The organism is Hydrobacter penzbergensis (assembly GCF_900106985.1).
Classification (GTDB): Bacteria; Bacteroidota; Bacteroidia; order Chitinophagales; family Chitinophagaceae; genus Sediminibacterium; species Sediminibacterium magnilacihabitans.
Genome location: NZ_FNNO01000007.1, coordinates 95,368 through 113,611, shown reverse-complemented (window position 1 = coordinate 113,611; position 18,244 = coordinate 95,368). Strand labels below are relative to the sequence as shown.

The window sequence follows — 18,244 nt, the reverse complement described above, 5'->3', positions numbered from 1 at the left end:
ATTATACAGACCTGATGCACAGGGCGGAGGGTCTGTATAATCTTCATCTTGAGAAAGTTTACAATCCAGATAAACAGTTACTTATGTTATTAGAAATAAACCCTTTGGTACTGCCTGATGTAGGGCTGGCATTTTGGAGCCTCATTGCGTTCCTCGTACTGCTATTCGTATTGGGAAAGTTCGCCTGGAAGCCGATCATGAAAGCGATCAGCGAAAGGGAGCAGGGTATTGAAGATGCTTTGGCCAAGGCCGATAAGGTGAAAGCTGAAATGGTGGCTTTGAAGAGCGAGAACGAAGCCATGATGAACAAGGCCCGCGAAGAAAGAGCGAAGATGCTGAAGGAAGCCAAAGAAACTGCCGAGAAAATGGTTTCAGAAGCGAAAGACAAAGCCAAATCTGAGTACGACAGGATTGTTGCCGAAGCACAGCAAGCTATTACCCAGCAGAAAAATGCGGCACTGACCGATGTGAAGAACCAGGTAGGAAGCTTGGTGGTGGAAGTGGCTGAAAAAGTATTGCGTCGTGAGCTGGCTGATAAAACAGGTCAGGAGAAATACATTAAAGAATTAGCGGAAGGAGTAAAATTAAATTGATTCTTTAAAAAAGAATATGCCAAATCAAAGATTAGCGAGCAGGTACGCAAAGAGTCTGATTGACCTGGCGATAGATAAGGGTCAGTTGGAAGCCGTGTACGCCGATATGTTGTACCTGAAGGCAGTGTGCAAGAGCAGCCGGGAATTCCTGTTGCTGTTGCGCAGTCCTATTATCAAGGGCGACCAGAAGAACAGCATCATTACTGCTGTAACGAAAGGTAAAGTGAGTGATCTCACTGCTGCTTTCAATCACCTGCTGGTGAAGAAAGGAAGGGAAAGTGATCTGCCGGAGATCGTTGCTGCATTCATTGAACAATACCAGCAACTGAAAGGTATACACAGTGTTACGCTCACAACGGCAGCGCCTATCAGCGAAGAACTGAAACAGGCGATCCGCCAGAAAGTGCAATCTGAAAGGTCATTGGGCACGGTTGAGCTGGAAACCAAAACAGATGAGCGATTGATCGGCGGTTTTGTGTTGGAGTTTGATAACAACCTGGTGGATGCGAGCATCCTGCGCGATCTGAAAGATATCAAGAACCAATTCCTCCGGAACGATTATATTCATCAAATACGATAATCAACAAGCATAACTTTTAAAAGTATATACCATGGTGGACATTAAACCCGACGAGATATCAGCGATACTGAAGCAGCAGCTGAGCAATTTCAATGCTTCGGCTGATCTTGAAGAAGTGGGAACCGTATTGCAGGTAGGCGACGGTATTGCCCGCGTATACGGCCTGAACGGTGTACGCAGCGGTGAGCTGGTACAATTCGATAATGGTGTAAAAGCCATCGCCCTGAACCTGGAAGAAGATAATGTGGGTGTGGTATTGATGGGTGAGAGCAGCGGGATACGTGAAGGAGATAAAGTAAAAAGGACTGGCCAGATCGCTTCTATCAAAGTAGGAGAAGGTGTAGTAGGCCGTGTGATCAATACACTGGGTGAACCCATCGATGGTAAAGGTCCCATTGCCGGTGAATTGTATGAAATGCCCCTGGAGCGTAAAGCCCCTGGTGTAATTTATCGCGAGCCGGTAAAAGAACCCCTGCAAACAGGTATCAAAGCGATCGACGCGATGATTCCCATCGGACGCGGACAGCGTGAGCTGGTGATCGGTGACCGCCAGACCGGTAAGACTGCTATCTGTATCGATACCATCATCAACCAGAAAGAATTTTACGATGCAGGCAAGCCTGTATATTGTATTTATGTAGCGATCGGACAAAAAGCATCTACCGTAGCCGGTGTGATGAAGACCCTGGCCGATAATGGTGCGATGGCGTACACTACCATCGTATCGGCTTCTGCATCAGATCCTGCTCCGCAGCAGTTCTATGCACCTTTCGCCGGCGCTGCGATCGGAGAATTTTTCCGCGATACCGGTCGCCCTGCATTGATCATTTATGATGACCTGTCCAAGCAAGCGGTGGCTTACCGTGAGGTATCATTGCTGCTGAGAAGACCGCCCGGACGTGAAGCGTATCCTGGTGACGTATTCTACCTGCACAGCCGTTTGCTGGAACGTGCAGCCAAAGTGATCAACAATGATTCTGTTGCCAAGAACATGAACGATTTGCCTGCTTCTATCAAGCACCTGGTGAAAGGTGGTGGTTCGCTCACAGCGCTGCCCATCATTGAAACACAGGCTGGCGACGTATCTGCATACATTCCTACCAACGTGATCTCTATTACCGACGGCCAGATATTCCTGGAAGGCAACCTGTTCAACGCAGGTATCCGTCCGGCTATCAACGTAGGTATCTCGGTAAGCCGTGTGGGTGGTAACGCGCAGATCAAGTCGATGAAAAAAGTTGCCGGTACACTGAAGCTCGACCAGGCGCTGTACCGCGAGCTGGAAGCGTTCTCTAAATTCGGTGGCGACCTCGATGCGGCTACCAAATCGGTGATCGACAAAGGTGCCCGTAACGTGGAAGTGCTGAAACAGGCACAGTATACACCGTTCTCTGTAGAAAAACAGGTAGCCATCATTTACCTGGGTACACAGGGACTCTTACGCGATATCGCAGTAAGAAAGGTGAAAGAGTTTGAAAGCCACTTCCTGATGGAAATGGAAAACAAACTGCCTGATGTACTGGCTGAGTTCAAAAAAGGTAACCTGCCTGAAGACGGATTGAACAAGATGACCGAACTGGCTAAGAGCTTGGCGGTTCAGTATAAATAAGTAGTTCATAGATTGATTTTAATCACCCTTTCTCTTTGCCCCGGGTTTAAACCCGGGGCAAAGAGAAAGGGTGATGTTTTTTATTACCGCTCATCCAAATATTTTTGTTTATAAAATAAACTACTTTATGTTCGTGTTCCAAAACTGAGTGATAATGAAAAAATGGATCATGATATTGGTTGGCCTTGGGTTGTCGGGCATTGCCGGCGCCCAGGTACGCATCACAGGTAAAGTAAAAGATGCGAAAGGCCATATACTGCCTGGAGCCAGTATTGTAGTGAAAGGTTCATACGATGGCGGCGTTGCCGATTCGGCAGGTCATTTTTCGTTTAAAACATTTGAAAAAGGCGAGCAGGTGTTGGTGGCATCCCTGCTTGGTTATAAAACAGTGGAAGAAAAAGTAACGATTGGAACTACTCCTGTTGAAGTTTCTTTTGCTTTGAAAGAAGAGATCAGCGAATTGAAAGCAGTAACTGTTACTGCAGGAAGTTTTGAAGCAGGTGACAGGAAGAAGGCCGCTACGGTATTGTCGTCTTTGGATGTATATACCACCGGAGGTGCCAATGCCGATATCACCGCGGTGGTCAAGACGCTTCCCGGAGCCCAGCAGGTAGGCGAGCAGGAAGGATTGTTTGTGCGCGGTGGCGCCGGCTATGAGGCCAAACAATTCATAGATGGTACCCTGGTGAACAATCCTTTCCAGGCCAGCGTGCCTGATATTGCTTCCCGTGGAAGGTTTACCCCGAATTTATTCAAAGGAACCATTTTCAGCACCGGTGGTTATTCTGCATTGTACGGCCAGGCGCTTTCTTCTGCGTTGATCATGGAAAGTATCGACATTCCCGATCGTTCAGAAGCTACTGCTTCCATCTCTACTGTTTTCCTGGGCGCTGGCATGCAAAAAGTAGCGAGGGATAAACAGTCTTCCTTTGGTATGAATTATGGGTATACCAACCTGATACCTTATTTCGCGGTGGTGAAACAGAAGCCCGATTACTTCAGGATACCACAACTTCATTCGGCCGATGCTAATTTTCGCATCAAGACCAAAACAGGCGGCATGATTAAATATTATACCACTTTCGGTGCCATCGACCTGGGCTTACGCCGGTCCAACGTCAACGATCCTTCTTTGAAGAATGCTTTCGGATTACAGAATACGAACTGGTACAATAACCTCAGCTGGCGCGAGAACCTGGGCAACGGCTGGAAAATGAACCTGGGCTTTAGTTTCAGCACCGATCACAGCAATATTTCACAGCAGATACAAAACCAGCAGAATGTACCGGTAACAACGGGTACTCCCTGGATAGATACCAGCAATTTCAACCTTATTACCAGGGGCGATCTTACACAGTTGAAAGCAGTATGGGATAAGCGCATCAGTGGTATCAGCGTGATCCGTTTTGGTGGGGAGTACATGTATTTCTATAACAAAAACCTGTACAACAGTTATCGTTCAGTGCTGCCAGATCATTTGAAGTCGCTGTTTGCAGAAGCGGATCTTTATATCACCAATGAACTGGCTGCTAAAGTGGGTGGTCGGTTTGAACATTCATCAGTCATTGATAAGGCTGATTTTGCACCGAGGGTATCACTGGCATATAAAACCGGTAAGAACGCACAGATGAGTATTGCTTACGGTGTATTCTATCAGAAACCGGAAAATACATATCTCTATATCACGCGCAACTTCAATTACACGAAAGCCACACACTATATCATCAATTATATCAAAACCACTACGCTGCAAACATTTCGTGTAGAAGCGTATTATAAAAAATACGACGACCTGTTGAAGACCTTCCCGGCTTATGATAACAGCGGTACCGGGGATGCAAAAGGAATTGAATTGTTCTGGCGCGATAAGAAAACGTTCAAGGGACTGGATTACTGGCTGAGTTATTCGTACCTCGATACAAAAAGGAATTACCTCAATTTTCCCCAGGAGTTGCAACCCAGCTTTGCTGCAAATCATACTGCTTCGGTAGTGGTCAAGCGTTTTGTGAGCAGCATTAATACGGGCTTCAACGTTACCTATTCATTTGCTACCGGCAGACCTTATTATAACCTGATGCAAAACGGTAATCAATATGTTATTGCCGACCAGGGTAAGACCATCAACTATAATAGCTTGGGATTCAGTATGAATTACCTGACTTCGATTGGGAAAGCCTTTGGGGTATTTGTAGTATCGGTAACCAATGTGCTCGACAACAAGCAGGTATTTGGTTACAACTATTCTTACGATGGTAGCCGGAAAGAAGCCATAACACCTCCCGCACCCCAATTCTTTTTCGTAGGATTGTTCCTGAGCTGGGCCGTGGACAGGAGGCAGGATGCGATCAATAACAACTTGTAAAATTTAAAAGGAAAAATAATATTTAACAACAAACCATGTAAACATGAAAAAGATTCTCGTTATCGTATCACTTTTTTGTGCGGGCCGGTTGGCGGCGCAAAGTAAATATGAAGCCGGTATGCAGAAAGGGCTGGAGCAACTGGCGGCTGCTAAAACAGCAGATGATATGAGCACTGCTTCTGCTTTCTTCGAAAGAATTGCCGACGCTGAAAAAGACAAGTGGCTGCCCTATTATTATGCAGCTTATGCCAATTATATTACGGGTTGGATGAATCCTAAAGCCGATAAAGACAAGTTAGCGGAAAAATCGCGCGACCTGATTGCCAAGGCCGAGTCGATAGAAAAGAATTCGGAGATATATTGTCTGCACCAGATGGTGGCGATACAGCAAATGACGGTAGACCCTATGACCCGTTGGCAGACTTATGGCGCTGAAGCACGTAAAGCGCTGGAAGATGCAAAAAAAGCAGACCCTAACAACCCGCGTGTATATTACCTGGAAGGACAAACACTTTTCAAAACACCGGAAGCTTATGGCGGAGGAAAAGCTGCTGCCAGGAAATATGCAGAGAAATCAGTGGAGTTGTTCAAAACATTTCAACCTGCATCGCCCCTGCATCCTGTATGGGGAAAGGCTGAAGCTGAAAAATTGCTGGCCGATTGCCAGTAGTTGATAGTGTATAACGGACACGGGCAACAGTTTTGTGTGCAGTTTTTTCTTAAGTTTAAACCTTCCGTAACCGGTGAGGTTTAAACTTGTTTGATGAAACCGAAACAATCTATCTGATGAAAGAACAAAAAACATTGAGCGAAAAAGAAAGCCTGGAACTGATCACCAGCATGATCGAAAAAGTAAAAAGCAGTTACCACGAAACGGGCATTGTAGCATTGTTGTGGGGTTCTGTAGTAGCCATTGCTTCGTTGGTGAATTACCTGGAGATCGAATTTTCGTTCGAATTGGGTTTTGATATCTGGCTGTTGGTATTGTTTGCATTGATCCCACACGTGATCATTTCCATGAAGGAAAGGCGTTTGAAAAAAGTAAGGAAACACGAAGACGATGCACTGGATGCAGTATGGCTGGCTTATGGTATTTCTATATTCGGACTGGTTGCTTATGAGAACATTGTTCCTTCTGTAGCTGGTTCTTCTATTCCCAGTATATATTCTTTATTCCTGCTGCTGTATGCATTGCCAACACTGGTAACGGGCCTGGTAAAAAAGTTCAGACCCATGCTCATCGGCGCTATCCTGACTTATGGGTTGTTCATTGCATCCTGTTTTACCGTTACCAAGTACGATGTGCTCTTCGGCGCTGTGGCAGCGCTGACTTGTTGGTTTATTCCCGGCCTGATCCTGAGAAAAAGATATCTTGAACAAAGAAGAACCCATGTTTAAGGAACTGGATCCCATATTACATTCTCAACTGAGGCTTGCAGTGATGAGCCTGCTCATCGGCATTAAGGAAGCGGAGTTTACTTTTATCCGTGAAAAGACCAATGCAACTGCAGGTAACCTCAGTGTGCAGGTTCAAAAATTAAAAGATGCGGGCTATATAGAAGTGGTCAAGCAATTCAAGAATAATTATCCCCAAACCATTTGTAAGATCACCCCTGCAGGCGTAGCGGCTTTTGAGGCGTATGTGAAAGCCTTGCAGGGTTATTTAAAAGCAGGAAAATAAACGATGATATATTAACTTTCTGCTTCTTCCGAAAGTTTTTCGTCTACTGCATTGGCCATCATCTTGGCGCTCATCTTGCGCATGGGGTTCTGGCGCATTTCGGCATAGCCTGCTTTTCTACGGATGATATCGATGCATTCGAAAGTGGCGGCAAGAAAAGAACTGGCATCGGCTTTTCCTTTGCCTGCAATATCAAAAGCAGTTCCGTGATCGGGGCTGGTGCGTACTGCGTTGAGTCCGGCTGTGTAATTCACCCCCTCGCCAATAGCCAGCGATTTGAATGGGATCAATCCCTGATCGTGGTACATGGCCAGTATGGCATCGAATTTTTCGTGCTGACCGCGCGCGAAAAACGCATCGGCGCTATAGGGGCCGAAGACCATCATGCTGTGCCTGGCATCTTTGATGGCCGGTTTGATGATGGTTTCTTCTTCATTGCCGATCAATCCTTCATCGCCGGCATGCGGATTGAGTCCGAGTACGGCGATCCTGGGCTTGTCGATACCAAAATCTTTTTGCAGGCTGCTGTTCATGATGCGCAGCTTGCCGGTAATGCTCTCGCGCGTAATATGCGGCGCTACATCGGCAATGGTAACATGCTCGGTTACGAGCCCTACTTTTATATTCTCTGCCACCATGAACATGAGCACATCATTCACTTCGAACAGCGCTTTGAGATAAGGCGTATGGCCACTATATTGAAACTCGGCCGATTGTATGTTTTTCTTGTGTATGGGCGCTGTTACCAGTCCTTGTATCTGCCCGTTTTTGAGTGCCTGCGCGGCGTCTTTGAGTGAGATCAACGCATATTTTCCGCCTGTTTCATTGAGTTGCCCCGGCGTGATCACCACATCTTCCTCCCATGAATTATACACGTTCACCTGTTTGGTGTTGAGCCTGTCGAGCTCCTTGCCATTGGAATAATTGAAGTTGATATCGGACAGGCTCTTGCGATAGAAGTTCACGCTTTTATTGCTGGCAAAAACAACCGGTATGCAAAAATCGAGCAGGCGGTGATCGGCCAGGGTTTTAATGATCAACTCCAGGCCAATACCATTCAGATCGCCACAAGAAAATCCGATAACGGGTTTTTGCAATTCGGAACTCATTCAGGATAGATTTAGGCTGTAAAAATAAGGATTATTGGCCATGGCTCATTTTTGGGCAATGATGTACTTTTGCTGCAATGCAATACACGCTGAAAAAGTCACTGGGCCAGCATTTCCTGAAAGATGAACGGGTCTGCGAAAAGATAGTGAAAGCTTTACGGGAAGACGATTTCAGTCACCTGCTGGAAGTTGGTCCCGGTGGCGGCGCCCTCACCAAATACCTGCTGCAACTGTCGGCTATCGAATTCAAGGCAGTGGAGCTGGATGCCGAAAAAGTAGCGTATCTCGAACACAGCTATCCTTCCATCAAAGGAAAAATATTGCATGAAAGCATCCTGGATGTGGCCTTGCCTTTCCCTGTTCCTTTCACCGTTGTAGGCAACTTCCCTTATAATATTTCATCGCAGATATTGTTCAGGATACTGGAATGGAAAGAACAGGTACCCGTCATGATTGGCATGTTCCAAAAAGAAGTGGCGCAACGTGTGACCTCAAAACCCAATAGCAAAGACTATGGCATATTGAGTGTGTTGATACAAGCTTATTACGATGTGGAATATTTATTCGATGTACCACCCGGCAGTTTCAACCCGCCCCCGAAAGTGATGAGTGGTGTGATCCGTTTGAAACGCAGGAGCACACATTACGATATGAAAAACGAGCGCTCGTTTTTCACGCTGGTAAAATCTGCTTTCAACCAGCGCAGAAAAATGTTGCGGAATCCATTGAAAAGCCTGTTCGATAAAGAACTGCTCCAGGAAGAGATCTTCAGCAAACGCGCAGAACAGTTGAATGTGGAAGATTTTGCCAAACTGACCTTTAAAATGAAATGAGAGCCCGTTAGCGTATGAAACTTAAAGTCATTATTACAGCACCCGTACATGAATACCTCCTGCAACGCCTGGAGCAAGCTGGTTATGAAACCCTGTACCGGCCGAGCATCAGTTACGATGAATTGAAATTGGCTATTGCAGAAGTAACCGGACTCATAGTAACCACCCGTTTAAAGATCGATGCAGCCATGCTGGATGCTGCTGCACAATTGAAATGGATTGGCCGTTTGGGAAGTGGTATGGAGTTGATAGATGTGGATTATGCAAAGCGCAGGGGTATTCGTTGTGAGAGTAGTCCGGAAGGCAACCGCAATGCCGTAGCTGAACAGGCGCTTGGCATGTTGCTGAACCTCATGAATCATATCAGCAGCAGTAACCGCGAGATTGCCGAAGGAAAATGGCTGCGCGCCGAGAACCGTGCCGATGAACTGAGCGGGAAAACGGTAGGCATCATTGGCTTTGGTAATACCGGGGCCGCGTTTGCCAAACTGCTCTCTTCTTTTGATGTAACGGTATTGGCCCACGATAAGTACAAGTCTGATTTTGCGAAGGGTTATATTCACGAAGCAGGACTTGAACAGGTATTGCGTTATGCCGATGTGGTGAGCCTGCATGTACCGCTTACCGACGAAACTTTTCACCTGGCCAACGACGCGTTCTTTGACGCCATGGAAAGAAAGCCTTATTTCCTGAATACCAGCAGGGGTAAGGTAACCAGTGTTAAGTCACTCATTGGAGCTTTACAAAGCGGTAAAGTGAAGGCAGCGGCGCTGGATGTATTGGAAAATGAGAAACTGGGCACCTATACTCCCGACGAAAAGGCCGATCTGCGGTGGCTGCTGGAGCAACCCAATGTCATCATCACCCCACATATTGCCGGCTACAGCCATGAGGCTTATTATAAGATGGCGAAAGTGGTTTTGGATAAGCTGGGTATCTGAGAATAGCAGAATGAATGCAATCGTTTTAATATCCTCAAATTGCTTGTAATCAATTAATTAAAGTCATTTTTCGGCCGAAAAACTAGCCCCCGTTAAAGACTTCTTAAATCCATCTCTAATAGGAAATTAGAAAAAAAAGTAGTTATTTTGTCGTTCTGCAACGCTGCAATCAAATGTGGCGTTGTATTTTTTTTACCCTTTTTAAACCAAAGAGTATGAATGAAGCTAATATGTATGTGACAAAGGAGACATTCGACAAGATGCGGGAGGACCTGCAAAAGATGAAGTCTGTTGACCGTCCGGCTGCTTCCAGGGCTATTGCGGAGGCGCGCGAGAAAGGCGATTTGAAGGAGAATGCTGAATACGATGCGGCCAAAGAAGCGCAAGGCATGCTTGAGGCCAAAATCAAGCAGTTGGAAGGCGCTATTGCCAATGCTAAAATTGTAGATACCAGTGATATAGATACTAGTAAAGTAACCATTCTCACTAAAGTAACCATTACCAATATTGCTACCAAGAAAACGGTAACATACCAGATCGTAGGTGAAAAAGAGGCCGATCTGAAAGCAGGAAAGATCTCTGCCGGATCTCCTATCGGTAAAGGGCTGCTGGGTAAGCAAAAAGGCGAAGTAGCCGAAGTGCAGGCGCCCACCGGTGTCATGAAATACAAAATCGAGAACATCACTGTATAAGCTGAATTTTCGTTTTTCAAACTCTTATCGTCATGACCATCTTCTCTAAAATCATAGCCGGACAAATCCCTTCATACAAAATTGCCGAGAACAACAGGTTCTATGCGTTCCTGGATATTTTTCCCCTGGTAAAAGGGCATGTACTGGTGATACCCAAAACAGAAGTTGATAACCTTTTTGATCTTGGCGATGATTATCTTTCAGAGATACTTGTTTTTGCCCGGCCCATTGCCAAAGCCATTGAGCAGGCGTTCCCATGTAACCGTTGTGGTATCAGTGTGGTAGGATTGGAAGTACCGCATGCGCATGTGCACCTGATTCCCATTAACAGCGCCGATGACCTGAATTTCACCAGGGGTAAACTTCAACCTACACCGGAAGAGTTGAAAGATGCACAGCAAAAGATCACCGCTTTACTCGCGTAGGATTTTTTTCAATGAAGTCGTCCCATCCTTTAAGGCCTTTGGTGGCTTTGCCCAAAACAGAAGATGTTTGGTAATGATGACAAAGCGCCACAGCCAATGCATCGGTGGCATCAAAATACTGAGGCTTTTCTTCAATGTTCAGGATGCGTTGTAACATTTTCCATACCTGATCTTTATCGGCATTGCCATTACCGGTGATAGATTGTTTTACTTTCTTGGGTGAATATTCGGTTACTTCCAGTCCGGCCTGTATGGCTGCAGCGATCGCCACTCCCTGGGCCCTGCCCAGTTTCAGCATACTCTGTACATTCTTGCCAAAAAATGGCGCTTCAATGGCAAAGGAAGCAGGCCGGTATAGTTTGATCAGTTCGCATACTTTGGCATGGATCATTTCCAGCCGTACATAAATGTCTTTCTGTGAAGCGAGTTTCAGCACATCCATGAGTAATACCTGTGGCTGGCCTTTTTCCAGGCGTACAAGTGCAAAGCCCATTACCTGTGTGCCGGGATCGATACCCAGAATGATTTCTGATTTGATGATTGCTGATTTCTGATTTGATCGCATGATGAGAAACTGCATCAAAGCTAAAGAACCCAAATCAATCCATTAAAAAATTAGCCATCCAATCAGAAATCAGCAAATCAGCAATGGAAAATTATCTTTGCTCATCAATTGAGGTCTTCTGAATAGAAAGTTCAAAATATTCATCAACTACTTTGTAGGTCCCATACTGTTTGTATGGCTTTCCTATTCCATCTACCGGCAGGTAAAACTACAATCCAGCCTGCATGAGTCCTGGCAACTGATCAAAGCTTCATTTACGGGTGCACAAAGCTGGAAACTATGGATGGCTTTGCTGCTCATGCCTGTTAATTGGGGAATAGAAGCCAGTAAATGGCAGTTTCTTGTAAAAAGTATACAACCCGTTGCTTTTTCAAAGGCGTACAAAGCCATTTTTGTAGGGCAGGCCATTGCATTCAACGCACCGAACCGTGTGGGCGAATCTGCCGGCAGGGCTGTGTACCTGGAAGAGGGCAACCGGTTAAGAGGTGTTGCATTATCGGTCATAGGAAGCTTGAGCCAGATCATGATCACCCTGGTCATGGGTTTTGTTGCATTGATATATCTGAGACTGCACCTGATTGATAAAGGTTATCTGTTGGAAGGCATACCAGCGGCCTGGGTGGATGGATTCATCGTTGTCATGGCCCTGATCCTCGCCCTCTTCATACCCGCATATTTCCGTCTTTCCTGGTTGGTTAAAAGGTTGGAAAAGATTCCCTTCATAGCCAGGCACCGTTTTTTTGTTCAGAAGCTGGAAGACCTGAATGGAAAGCAGTTGGTACAGCTACTGGGGTTATCGGCGGCACGGTACCTGGTATTTGTGGTACAGTATATGCTATTATTGGCTGTGTTCGAAGTGCATATAGCATGGACCGATGCAGCTGCATTGGTGGGGGTGCTGTTCCTGGTATTAGCGGTTGTGCCCACCATTGCGCTGGCCGAGTTGGGCTTCAGAGGGAAGTTGAGTATTGAGTTGTTTGGATTGTTAAGTCCGAATGCCCTGGGCATCATTGCCACTGCTACCGGTATCTGGATCATTAACCTGATCGTTCCTGCGATAATCGGAACTTTGTTTATATTGGGGATAAGAATTTTTAGAAATAAATAATAGCTGAGCGTGAAAAAAATGATAGGACTTGCTGTGCTGGCATTGGGTTTACAACCTGTGAAAGCAGGCGATGATTTTTGCGGCATTCGTAACCAGGCCTTCCAGGCGGGAGAAAGCATTACATTCAATGTGTTTTATTCGGTAGTGGGTCTTTACATTAATGCAGGCAGCGCCAATTTCTCTCTTTCTTTAGAACACATCAATAACAAAGCCGCTTATCATGTTGTAGGAAACGGCTCTTCTAATTCCAGTTATGACTGGATATTCAAAGTACGCGACCGGTATGAAACCTATATCGATACAGCCAACCTGCAACCGTTGAAGTTCATTCGGAATATCGATGAAGGGGGCTATAAAAAATCAGAGAACATTATTTTCAACCAGGCAGCCAACACAGCTACTACCCCCAATGGGGTATTCAAAGTACCCAATTGCATTCAGGATGTGCTGAGCTCCATTTACTATGCACGGAATATCGATTTCAACCGGTACAAGCCGGATGATAAAATTCCCTTTGCCATGTTCCTCGATAACGAAGTATACAACCTGTATCTCCGGTACATGGGCAAGGAAGTGGTTAAAACAAAGTATGGCAAGTTCAGGGCCATCAAATTCAAGCCCCTCCTGGTAAAAGGAACCTTATTCCAGGGAGGAGAAAAAATGACGGTATGGGTAAGCGATGACCCCAATCATATTCCACTGCGCATTGAAAGTCCCATCGTAGTAGGCAGCATCAAAGTAGATATGATGCAATACCGTAACCTGCGATACCCGCTCAGCTCAATGATTAGTTTTAAGTAAATCTTTTCCGATGGCAATTGGTTTAAGCAGCCCTGGCTGCTTCGCTGATGCGTTGAGAAGGAGTTCTTCCCAGCAAGCGGGAGCGCCTGTAAATGATTTTACAAATAACAGTGATCAGCAGTGCACCAATGGCAATACCGGCCAACAATCCGAGGATAAGCGAATCGAAAAGCCGTTGGCCAAGGTAGGCACCATACACAACCGATACACCGGACAAAATACCCGATACGGCAGCAATGATGGTATTCCCCGTTCGGTTGGAAATTTCAATACGGGCATTGCAATGCCCGCAATTGGTGGCTGAGAAATTGTAAAGCTGGACGAATCGTTTGAAAGATATCCGTTCTCCGCAATTCGGACATCCTGCAACGTGGTTTCTGGACATTGGAGTTCAGTTTTAGGAGTGACTGAATAAAATGGATGGGTAAGATAACCATTATCAATCGCCGCTTATTGTAGTGAAACATCTAATTTATATGGAGTTTTTCACTGACGCCTCCGTAAAAACTGCAAGAATGCACTACACTACTGTAGTAGTTCCTATAAATCGCCCAGCTTGAAAAGCTGTTCTTGGCGAATGCCTCTTTCAGTGTTTTGCAATGAACAGCATTCATAGAGTGGGTCGTGCTCAAAATAAAGCGTGTAGTGATTTTCCATGGCTTCCTGTAGGAAAGCCTTTTTCTCCTGTAGGGAAGTGAGCGGAAACATATCATAAGCCATCACATAAGGAATAGGGATATGTGCCACGGAAGGGAGCAGATCGGCCATATATACCAGTGTACGGCCCTTATATTGTATCTGCGGAAGCATCATTTTATCGGTATGTCCGTTTACAAAGCGGACACTCACCTGGTCTGTAAAGGGACTGGAAGCCAGCTTCCCGTCTTTGGTAAAAGGTTCGCCGGGAACAGGGATGAATTGCAGGCGGCCGCTTTCTTTTATGGGAAGGATATTCTCTTTGAGGAAAGAAGCTTTCTCCCGGTCGTTCGGTTGGGTGGCCCATTGCCAATGTTGTTCGTTGCTCCAGTAAACGGCATTTCGGAATGCCGGCACGAGTTGGCCGCCCTGTCTTTCAATACTGCCCCCACAATGATCGAAATGCAGGTGTGTAAGCAATACATCGGTGATATCATCACGGGTAAAACCATGGGCGGACAGAGAGCTGTCGAGCGTATCATAGCCATGGAGATAATAGTGTCCGAAAAATTTAGCGTCCTGCTTATTGCCCATACCGGTGTCTACCAGTATCAGCCTGTTCCCTTCTTCTATCAGCAAACAGCGCAGCGCCCAGGAACACATATTATTTTCATCGGCCGGGTTGAGTTTGTTCCACATGCTTTTGGGAACAACGCCAAACATGGCGCCTCCATCTAATTTAAAATGGCCGGTGTTGATCGTATATAGCTTCATCAGGCTGTTTGTTTGGCCAGCTTGCGCTGCGTTGATGCAGCAAAGATCAGCAATGCAAGTCCAATTACAAAGAATACTACCAAGGCCAGCACTGAATTGCGCTGCGATTTGGTGGCTTCATTGATGTACCCAAAACTGAATGTGCCAATCACAATGGCTATCTTTTCCGTTACATCGTAAAAGCTGAAGAAAGAAGTGGTGTCTCTGGTTTCGGGCATCAGTTTGGCATAAGTGCTGCGGCTGAGAGATTGAATGCCACCCATCACAAAACCTACGAGGGTAGCCAATGCATAAAACTCGTAAATACCATTGCGCGGCAGGAGGTACCCGATGATGCACATGAATATCCATAAAACTACGGTGATCATCAGGGCATTGAAATTGCCTAATTTTTCAGATAACCGCGCAATCAGGTAAGCACCCGGGATGGCTACAACCTGTATGATCAATATAGAGATGATGAGATTGGTAGTAGGAATGTTCAATTCGCTTTTACCATACAAAGTAGCAGCGAGCATGACTGTTTGAACCCCCATGTTATAGAAGAAGAATGCTCCAAGGTATCTTTTTAATACGGGTAAATGCGTTAACTGTTTCCAGACCTTACGGAGTTCTTTATAACCATTAGTCAAAAGAGAGCCACCGGCCGACAAAAGACCTGCGGGCTGACTCTTGGGCAAGCGGTTAAGTGAGAACTGGCCAAATCCCCACCACCAGATACCTACCAATAAAAAAGATATCTGTGAGGCCTTGCCTGTAGTGATGCCAAACTTATCGGGCACCAATACGAAAACAAAACAGATCACCTGTAAAATCACGCTGCCAATATAGCCCAGCGCATATCCTTTGGCGCTGACCCTGTCGCGATCTTCGGGTGCGGCAATTTCAGGTAAAAAGGAATTGTAAAAAACCAGACTGCTCCAGAACCCAATACAGGCAATGATCATGCAGGCCAGTCCATAAGCCAGGTTATGGCTGTCGAAAAAATAGAGTGCACTGCATGCAATGCTGCCCATGGTACAAAAGAAAAACAGGAATGTCTTTTTATTGCCCTTATAATCTGCAATGGAAGAAAGCAGGGGCGACATGATGGCTACCACCAGGAATGCAAAAGCCAGCGCATAATTGTATAAAGAAGTATTGACAAACTCTCTTCCAAACAAATGAACCGTATCATTACTGGTAGCGTCATTGCCATCGCCGGTAACGGCTTCATAATAGGCGGGGAAAATGGTGGAAGTGATTACCAGGCTGTATACGCTATTGGCCCAGTCGTACATAGCCCAACCGGTAATGACTTTTTGAGACGCAGTTTTCATACTGGTTTTGATTTTTGACTTCTACTGCAAGTAGCCCGCCAGCACCAACACCAACAAAACAGTTCCTACTACAATCCGGTACCAGCCGAACAAACGGAATCCGTGCTTTTGCAGGAACCCGATGAAAAATTTGATGGCCAGCAATGCCACAAAGAAAGCAATGAGGTTGCCGAGACCCAGGGCCAGCAAGTTCTCCTTGTTTTTCAATAATTCGGGTTGCTGTTTGAATGCTTTCAATAATTTATAGCCGGTAGCGGCAGCCATGGTAGGCACAGCCAGGAAAAAAGAAAATTCAGCGGCCAGGCTGCGGGTCAGCTTCTGTTGCATACCGCCAATGATGCTGGCAGCGCTTCTGCTGGTGCCCGGGATCATGGCCAGGCATTGCCAGATACCAATGGTGAACGCTTTGGCAATGCTGATCTTTTCTTCTGTATCAACTGCCGCAGGCGTTTTGAATAATTTGTCGATGAACAACAATACGAAGCCGCCAAGTAACATGGTAATAGAAACGGTGAGCGGACTTTCCAACAGCTTATCTATCTTATCTGAAAAAAGATAACCTAACAATAATGCCGGTATCACGGCGATGATGAGTTTGAAATAAAAATTCCAGCGGTTGAGCGGGAAAAATTTCTTCCGGTAAAATACCAGCACTGAAAGAATGGCGCCGAGCTGAATGGCTATCTCGAACAGTTTGGTGAAATCGTCTTTTTGAATTCCCAGGAATGAACTGGCAATGATCATGTGCCCGGTAGAAGAAATGGGCAGGAATTCGGTCAGGCCTTCAATGATGGCAATGATAACCGTCTGAAAAATAGACATGCTTAGGGTTGTTGAATATTAATGTGCCGCTTTGGGCTTTTTGAATATGGCATATATTTCAACCAGCAGACCCAGTACAATTACAATAGGCGCAACGGTAATGCGTGTGGTGCTGTATACCAGGTTGGTATCAAATACATTTGGGTCGGGACTTTTACCTCCGCTCATCAGGAAAAAGCCGAGCGCAACAATGACGCCGCCGATGAGCATCCACGTAAGGTTTTCTTTGCCGAAAAGAGGAGCGGATTGGGTATGTTTTTGTTCGGTCATGGTACTTTTTTTAGGGTGCTGTGATGATAAAGATATTAATAAAGATCATCCAATTTCATTTTCAGGTATTTGATCACACTGCGGTGGGTGCTGTATACCGAAATGGCTACCCCTAAAAAGATCAGTCCGCCAAAAAGGATCAGGGTATGTTTCACATCCCGGATGGCTTTCAGTTGGGGGAACTGGCTTTCAGCCCATCCGATGAGGGCAAACAAGATGGCGATGGCGATGCCCGAACTGATGAGTCCGTTCAGAAAGGCCCGCAGGTTCAACGGCCGGGCGATAAAGCTCCTCGTAGCCCCCACCATTTGCATGGTCTTGATGAGGAAACGGTTGCTGAACATGGCCAGGCGGATGGTATTGTCGATGCTCACGATCACGATCACACAAAGAGCAATGGCCACTACCAGGAAGATGAGTCCGATCTTGGAAGCCCGTTCATTCAGGTTATTGACCAGGCTTTGCGGGTATTGCAGCTCGGTGAGCTGGTTGCCGTAGGCCGCCATCAATTCCGTAGATATTTTAGCGAGGCTATCTTTATTCACGTATTCGGCCCGGGCATAAAAATCGATGCTTTCGGGCAGCGGGTTTACATCCAGTATCTTGGCCCAGTCTTCATTGTTCTCTTTATTCCATATCTGTTTGGCGGCTTCCTTATCTACATACGTAACATTACGGGCATAAGGCCTGGAAGCAATAAAATGCTGTATCTGGGCAATGGTATCTTTATTCAGGGTACGCAGGTAAGCGCTCAACCGGATGTCTTCCTTCAGGGCGGTACCTACGGAGTGGATGTTCAGGAAGAACCAGCCCATGATGCCCATGATCAATAAAACCAATGCAACGCCCACCACACTGTATATGTAATTGGGCTTACTACGCCTGAGAGATGATTTGCCGTGTGCCATGCTCTGAAATTTAGGATCTTCTACCCATGCCGGGCAACAGATGCAAATGTAGGGTTTTGAAGCCTAAACGCTTACATTTGCAGCCACTCTAACGATCATTTGGTAGTTGAAAATAATTGATCCGGGCGTTTATTAGGTTAAAGATTTGTTAGGATTGAGGCGGAAGCCTACATGCAAAATTCAAAAGTCAAAAAGTTTATTGAATACAGGAAGTAT

The 18,244-nt window shown here is 45.9% G+C and carries 21 protein-coding genes; 13 read left to right on the top strand and 8 right to left on the bottom strand.

What is annotated here, in order from left to right:
* The first annotated feature begins 83 nt into the window (after nucleotides 1–83).
* The 7 genes from atpF (at nucleotide 84) to BLU98_RS09270 (ending at nucleotide 6,825) form a co-directional block, all read left to right on the top strand.
* On the top strand, nucleotides 84–593 hold the full coding sequence (gene atpF / locus BLU98_RS09300; protein ID WP_092723753.1) for a F0F1 ATP synthase subunit B: 510 nt from the start codon (nucleotides 84–86) through the stop codon (nucleotides 591–593).
* A gap of 16 nt (nucleotides 594–609) precedes the next feature.
* Complete coding sequence (gene atpH / locus BLU98_RS09295; RefSeq protein ID WP_092723752.1) at nucleotides 610–1,173, top strand: ATP synthase F1 subunit delta; 564 nt, start codon at nucleotides 610–612, stop codon at nucleotides 1,171–1,173.
* A 31-nt stretch (nucleotides 1,174–1,204) separates the two neighbouring features.
* Nucleotides 1,205–2,782, top strand: coding sequence for a F0F1 ATP synthase subunit alpha (gene atpA, locus BLU98_RS09290; protein ID WP_092723751.1), 1,578 nt, complete (start codon nucleotides 1,205–1,207; stop codon nucleotides 2,780–2,782).
* Between the two features lie 154 nt (nucleotides 2,783–2,936).
* Nucleotides 2,937–5,144, top strand: a complete 2,208-nt coding sequence (locus tag BLU98_RS09285) for a TonB-dependent receptor (RefSeq protein WP_092723750.1) — start codon at nucleotides 2,937–2,939, stop codon at nucleotides 5,142–5,144.
* A 43-nt stretch (nucleotides 5,145–5,187) separates the two neighbouring features.
* Entirely contained in the window at nucleotides 5,188–5,814 is a 627-nt protein-coding gene (locus BLU98_RS09280; protein ID WP_092723749.1) for a hypothetical protein, read from the top strand.
* A 116-nt stretch (nucleotides 5,815–5,930) separates the two neighbouring features.
* Entirely contained in the window at nucleotides 5,931–6,542 is a 612-nt protein-coding gene (locus BLU98_RS09275) for a hypothetical protein (RefSeq protein WP_105469699.1), read from the top strand.
* The gene (locus tag BLU98_RS09270; RefSeq protein WP_092723827.1) at nucleotides 6,535–6,825 is read left to right on the top strand and encodes a winged helix-turn-helix domain-containing protein; all 291 of its coding nucleotides are present in this window, start codon (nucleotides 6,535–6,537) and stop codon (nucleotides 6,823–6,825) included. Before BLU98_RS09275 ends, BLU98_RS09270 begins: the two co-directional genes overlap by 8 nt.
* An 11-nt stretch (nucleotides 6,826–6,836) precedes the next feature.
* Here BLU98_RS09270 and pdxA read toward each other — a convergent pair whose 3' ends face one another.
* A complete protein-coding gene (gene pdxA / locus BLU98_RS09265; protein ID WP_092723747.1) occupies nucleotides 6,837–7,934 on the bottom strand; it encodes a 4-hydroxythreonine-4-phosphate dehydrogenase PdxA in 1,098 nt (365 codons plus the stop codon).
* Nucleotides 7,935–8,011: 77 nt separating this feature from the next.
* Between pdxA and rsmA the strand changes: the two genes are divergently transcribed.
* The 4 genes from rsmA to BLU98_RS09245 all read left to right on the top strand — a co-directional run bounded on the left by rsmA (nucleotide 8,012) and on the right by BLU98_RS09245 (nucleotide 10,825).
* Entirely contained in the window at nucleotides 8,012–8,767 is a 756-nt protein-coding gene (rsmA, locus tag BLU98_RS09260) for a 16S rRNA (adenine(1518)-N(6)/adenine(1519)-N(6))-dimethyltransferase RsmA (RefSeq protein ID WP_092723746.1), read from the top strand.
* 14 nt (nucleotides 8,768–8,781) lie between these two features.
* Nucleotides 8,782–9,708 carry an NAD(P)-dependent oxidoreductase gene (locus BLU98_RS09255; protein ID WP_092723745.1) on the top strand — a complete coding sequence of 309 codons (927 nt, stop codon included), beginning with the start codon at nucleotides 8,782–8,784 and terminating at the stop codon, nucleotides 9,706–9,708.
* Between the two features lie 215 nt (nucleotides 9,709–9,923).
* Complete coding sequence (gene greA, locus BLU98_RS09250) at nucleotides 9,924–10,400, top strand: transcription elongation factor GreA (RefSeq protein ID WP_026769007.1); 477 nt, start codon at nucleotides 9,924–9,926, stop codon at nucleotides 10,398–10,400.
* A 32-nt stretch (nucleotides 10,401–10,432) separates the two neighbouring features.
* The gene (locus tag BLU98_RS09245; protein WP_092723744.1) at nucleotides 10,433–10,825 is read left to right on the top strand and encodes an HIT family protein; all 393 of its coding nucleotides are present in this window, start codon (nucleotides 10,433–10,435) and stop codon (nucleotides 10,823–10,825) included.
* On the opposite strand, the gene ruvC is transcribed toward BLU98_RS09245, so the two are convergent.
* Nucleotides 10,806–11,390 (bottom strand): crossover junction endodeoxyribonuclease RuvC, encoded by a 585-nt coding sequence (gene ruvC, locus BLU98_RS09240; RefSeq protein WP_092723826.1) that lies wholly within the window; start codon nucleotides 11,388–11,390, stop codon nucleotides 10,806–10,808. The genes BLU98_RS09245 and ruvC overlap by 20 nt on opposite strands.
* A 118-nt stretch (nucleotides 11,391–11,508) precedes the next feature.
* Between ruvC and BLU98_RS09235 the strand changes: the two genes are divergently transcribed.
* Both BLU98_RS09235 and BLU98_RS09230 read left to right on the top strand, forming a co-directional pair.
* Complete coding sequence (locus BLU98_RS09235) at nucleotides 11,509–12,498, top strand: lysylphosphatidylglycerol synthase transmembrane domain-containing protein (protein WP_092723743.1); 990 nt, start codon at nucleotides 11,509–11,511, stop codon at nucleotides 12,496–12,498.
* 18 nt (nucleotides 12,499–12,516) lie between these two features.
* Nucleotides 12,517–13,299: a DUF3108 domain-containing protein gene (locus BLU98_RS09230; protein WP_092723742.1), complete on the top strand. Its 783-nt coding sequence runs from the start codon at nucleotides 12,517–12,519 to the stop codon at nucleotides 13,297–13,299.
* Between the two features lie 22 nt (nucleotides 13,300–13,321).
* Here BLU98_RS09230 and BLU98_RS09225 read toward each other — a convergent pair whose 3' ends face one another.
* The 6 genes from BLU98_RS09225 to BLU98_RS09200 form a co-directional block, all read right to left on the bottom strand.
* The gene (locus BLU98_RS09225; protein WP_092723741.1) at nucleotides 13,322–13,684 is read right to left on the bottom strand and encodes a hypothetical protein; all 363 of its coding nucleotides are present in this window, start codon (nucleotides 13,682–13,684) and stop codon (nucleotides 13,322–13,324) included.
* Between the two features lie 155 nt (nucleotides 13,685–13,839).
* On the bottom strand, nucleotides 13,840–14,709 hold the full coding sequence (locus BLU98_RS09220; protein WP_092723740.1) for an MBL fold metallo-hydrolase: 870 nt from the start codon (nucleotides 14,707–14,709) through the stop codon (nucleotides 13,840–13,842).
* Nucleotides 14,709–16,028 carry an MFS transporter gene (locus tag BLU98_RS09215; RefSeq protein WP_092723739.1) on the bottom strand — a complete coding sequence of 440 codons (1,320 nt, stop codon included), beginning with the start codon at nucleotides 16,026–16,028 and terminating at the stop codon, nucleotides 14,709–14,711. Before BLU98_RS09215 ends, BLU98_RS09220 begins: the two co-directional genes overlap by 1 nt.
* A 21-nt stretch (nucleotides 16,029–16,049) precedes the next feature.
* Nucleotides 16,050–16,850, bottom strand: a complete 801-nt coding sequence (locus BLU98_RS09210; protein ID WP_092723738.1) for an undecaprenyl-diphosphate phosphatase — start codon at nucleotides 16,848–16,850, stop codon at nucleotides 16,050–16,052.
* A gap of 18 nt (nucleotides 16,851–16,868) precedes the next feature.
* On the bottom strand, nucleotides 16,869–17,120 hold the full coding sequence (locus tag BLU98_RS09205; protein WP_026773971.1) for a DUF3098 domain-containing protein: 252 nt from the start codon (nucleotides 17,118–17,120) through the stop codon (nucleotides 16,869–16,871).
* 35 nt (nucleotides 17,121–17,155) lie between these two features.
* The gene (locus tag BLU98_RS09200) at nucleotides 17,156–18,028 is read right to left on the bottom strand and encodes a cell division protein FtsX (protein ID WP_092723737.1); all 873 of its coding nucleotides are present in this window, start codon (nucleotides 18,026–18,028) and stop codon (nucleotides 17,156–17,158) included.
* Nucleotides 18,029–18,244 lie beyond the last annotated feature (216 nt).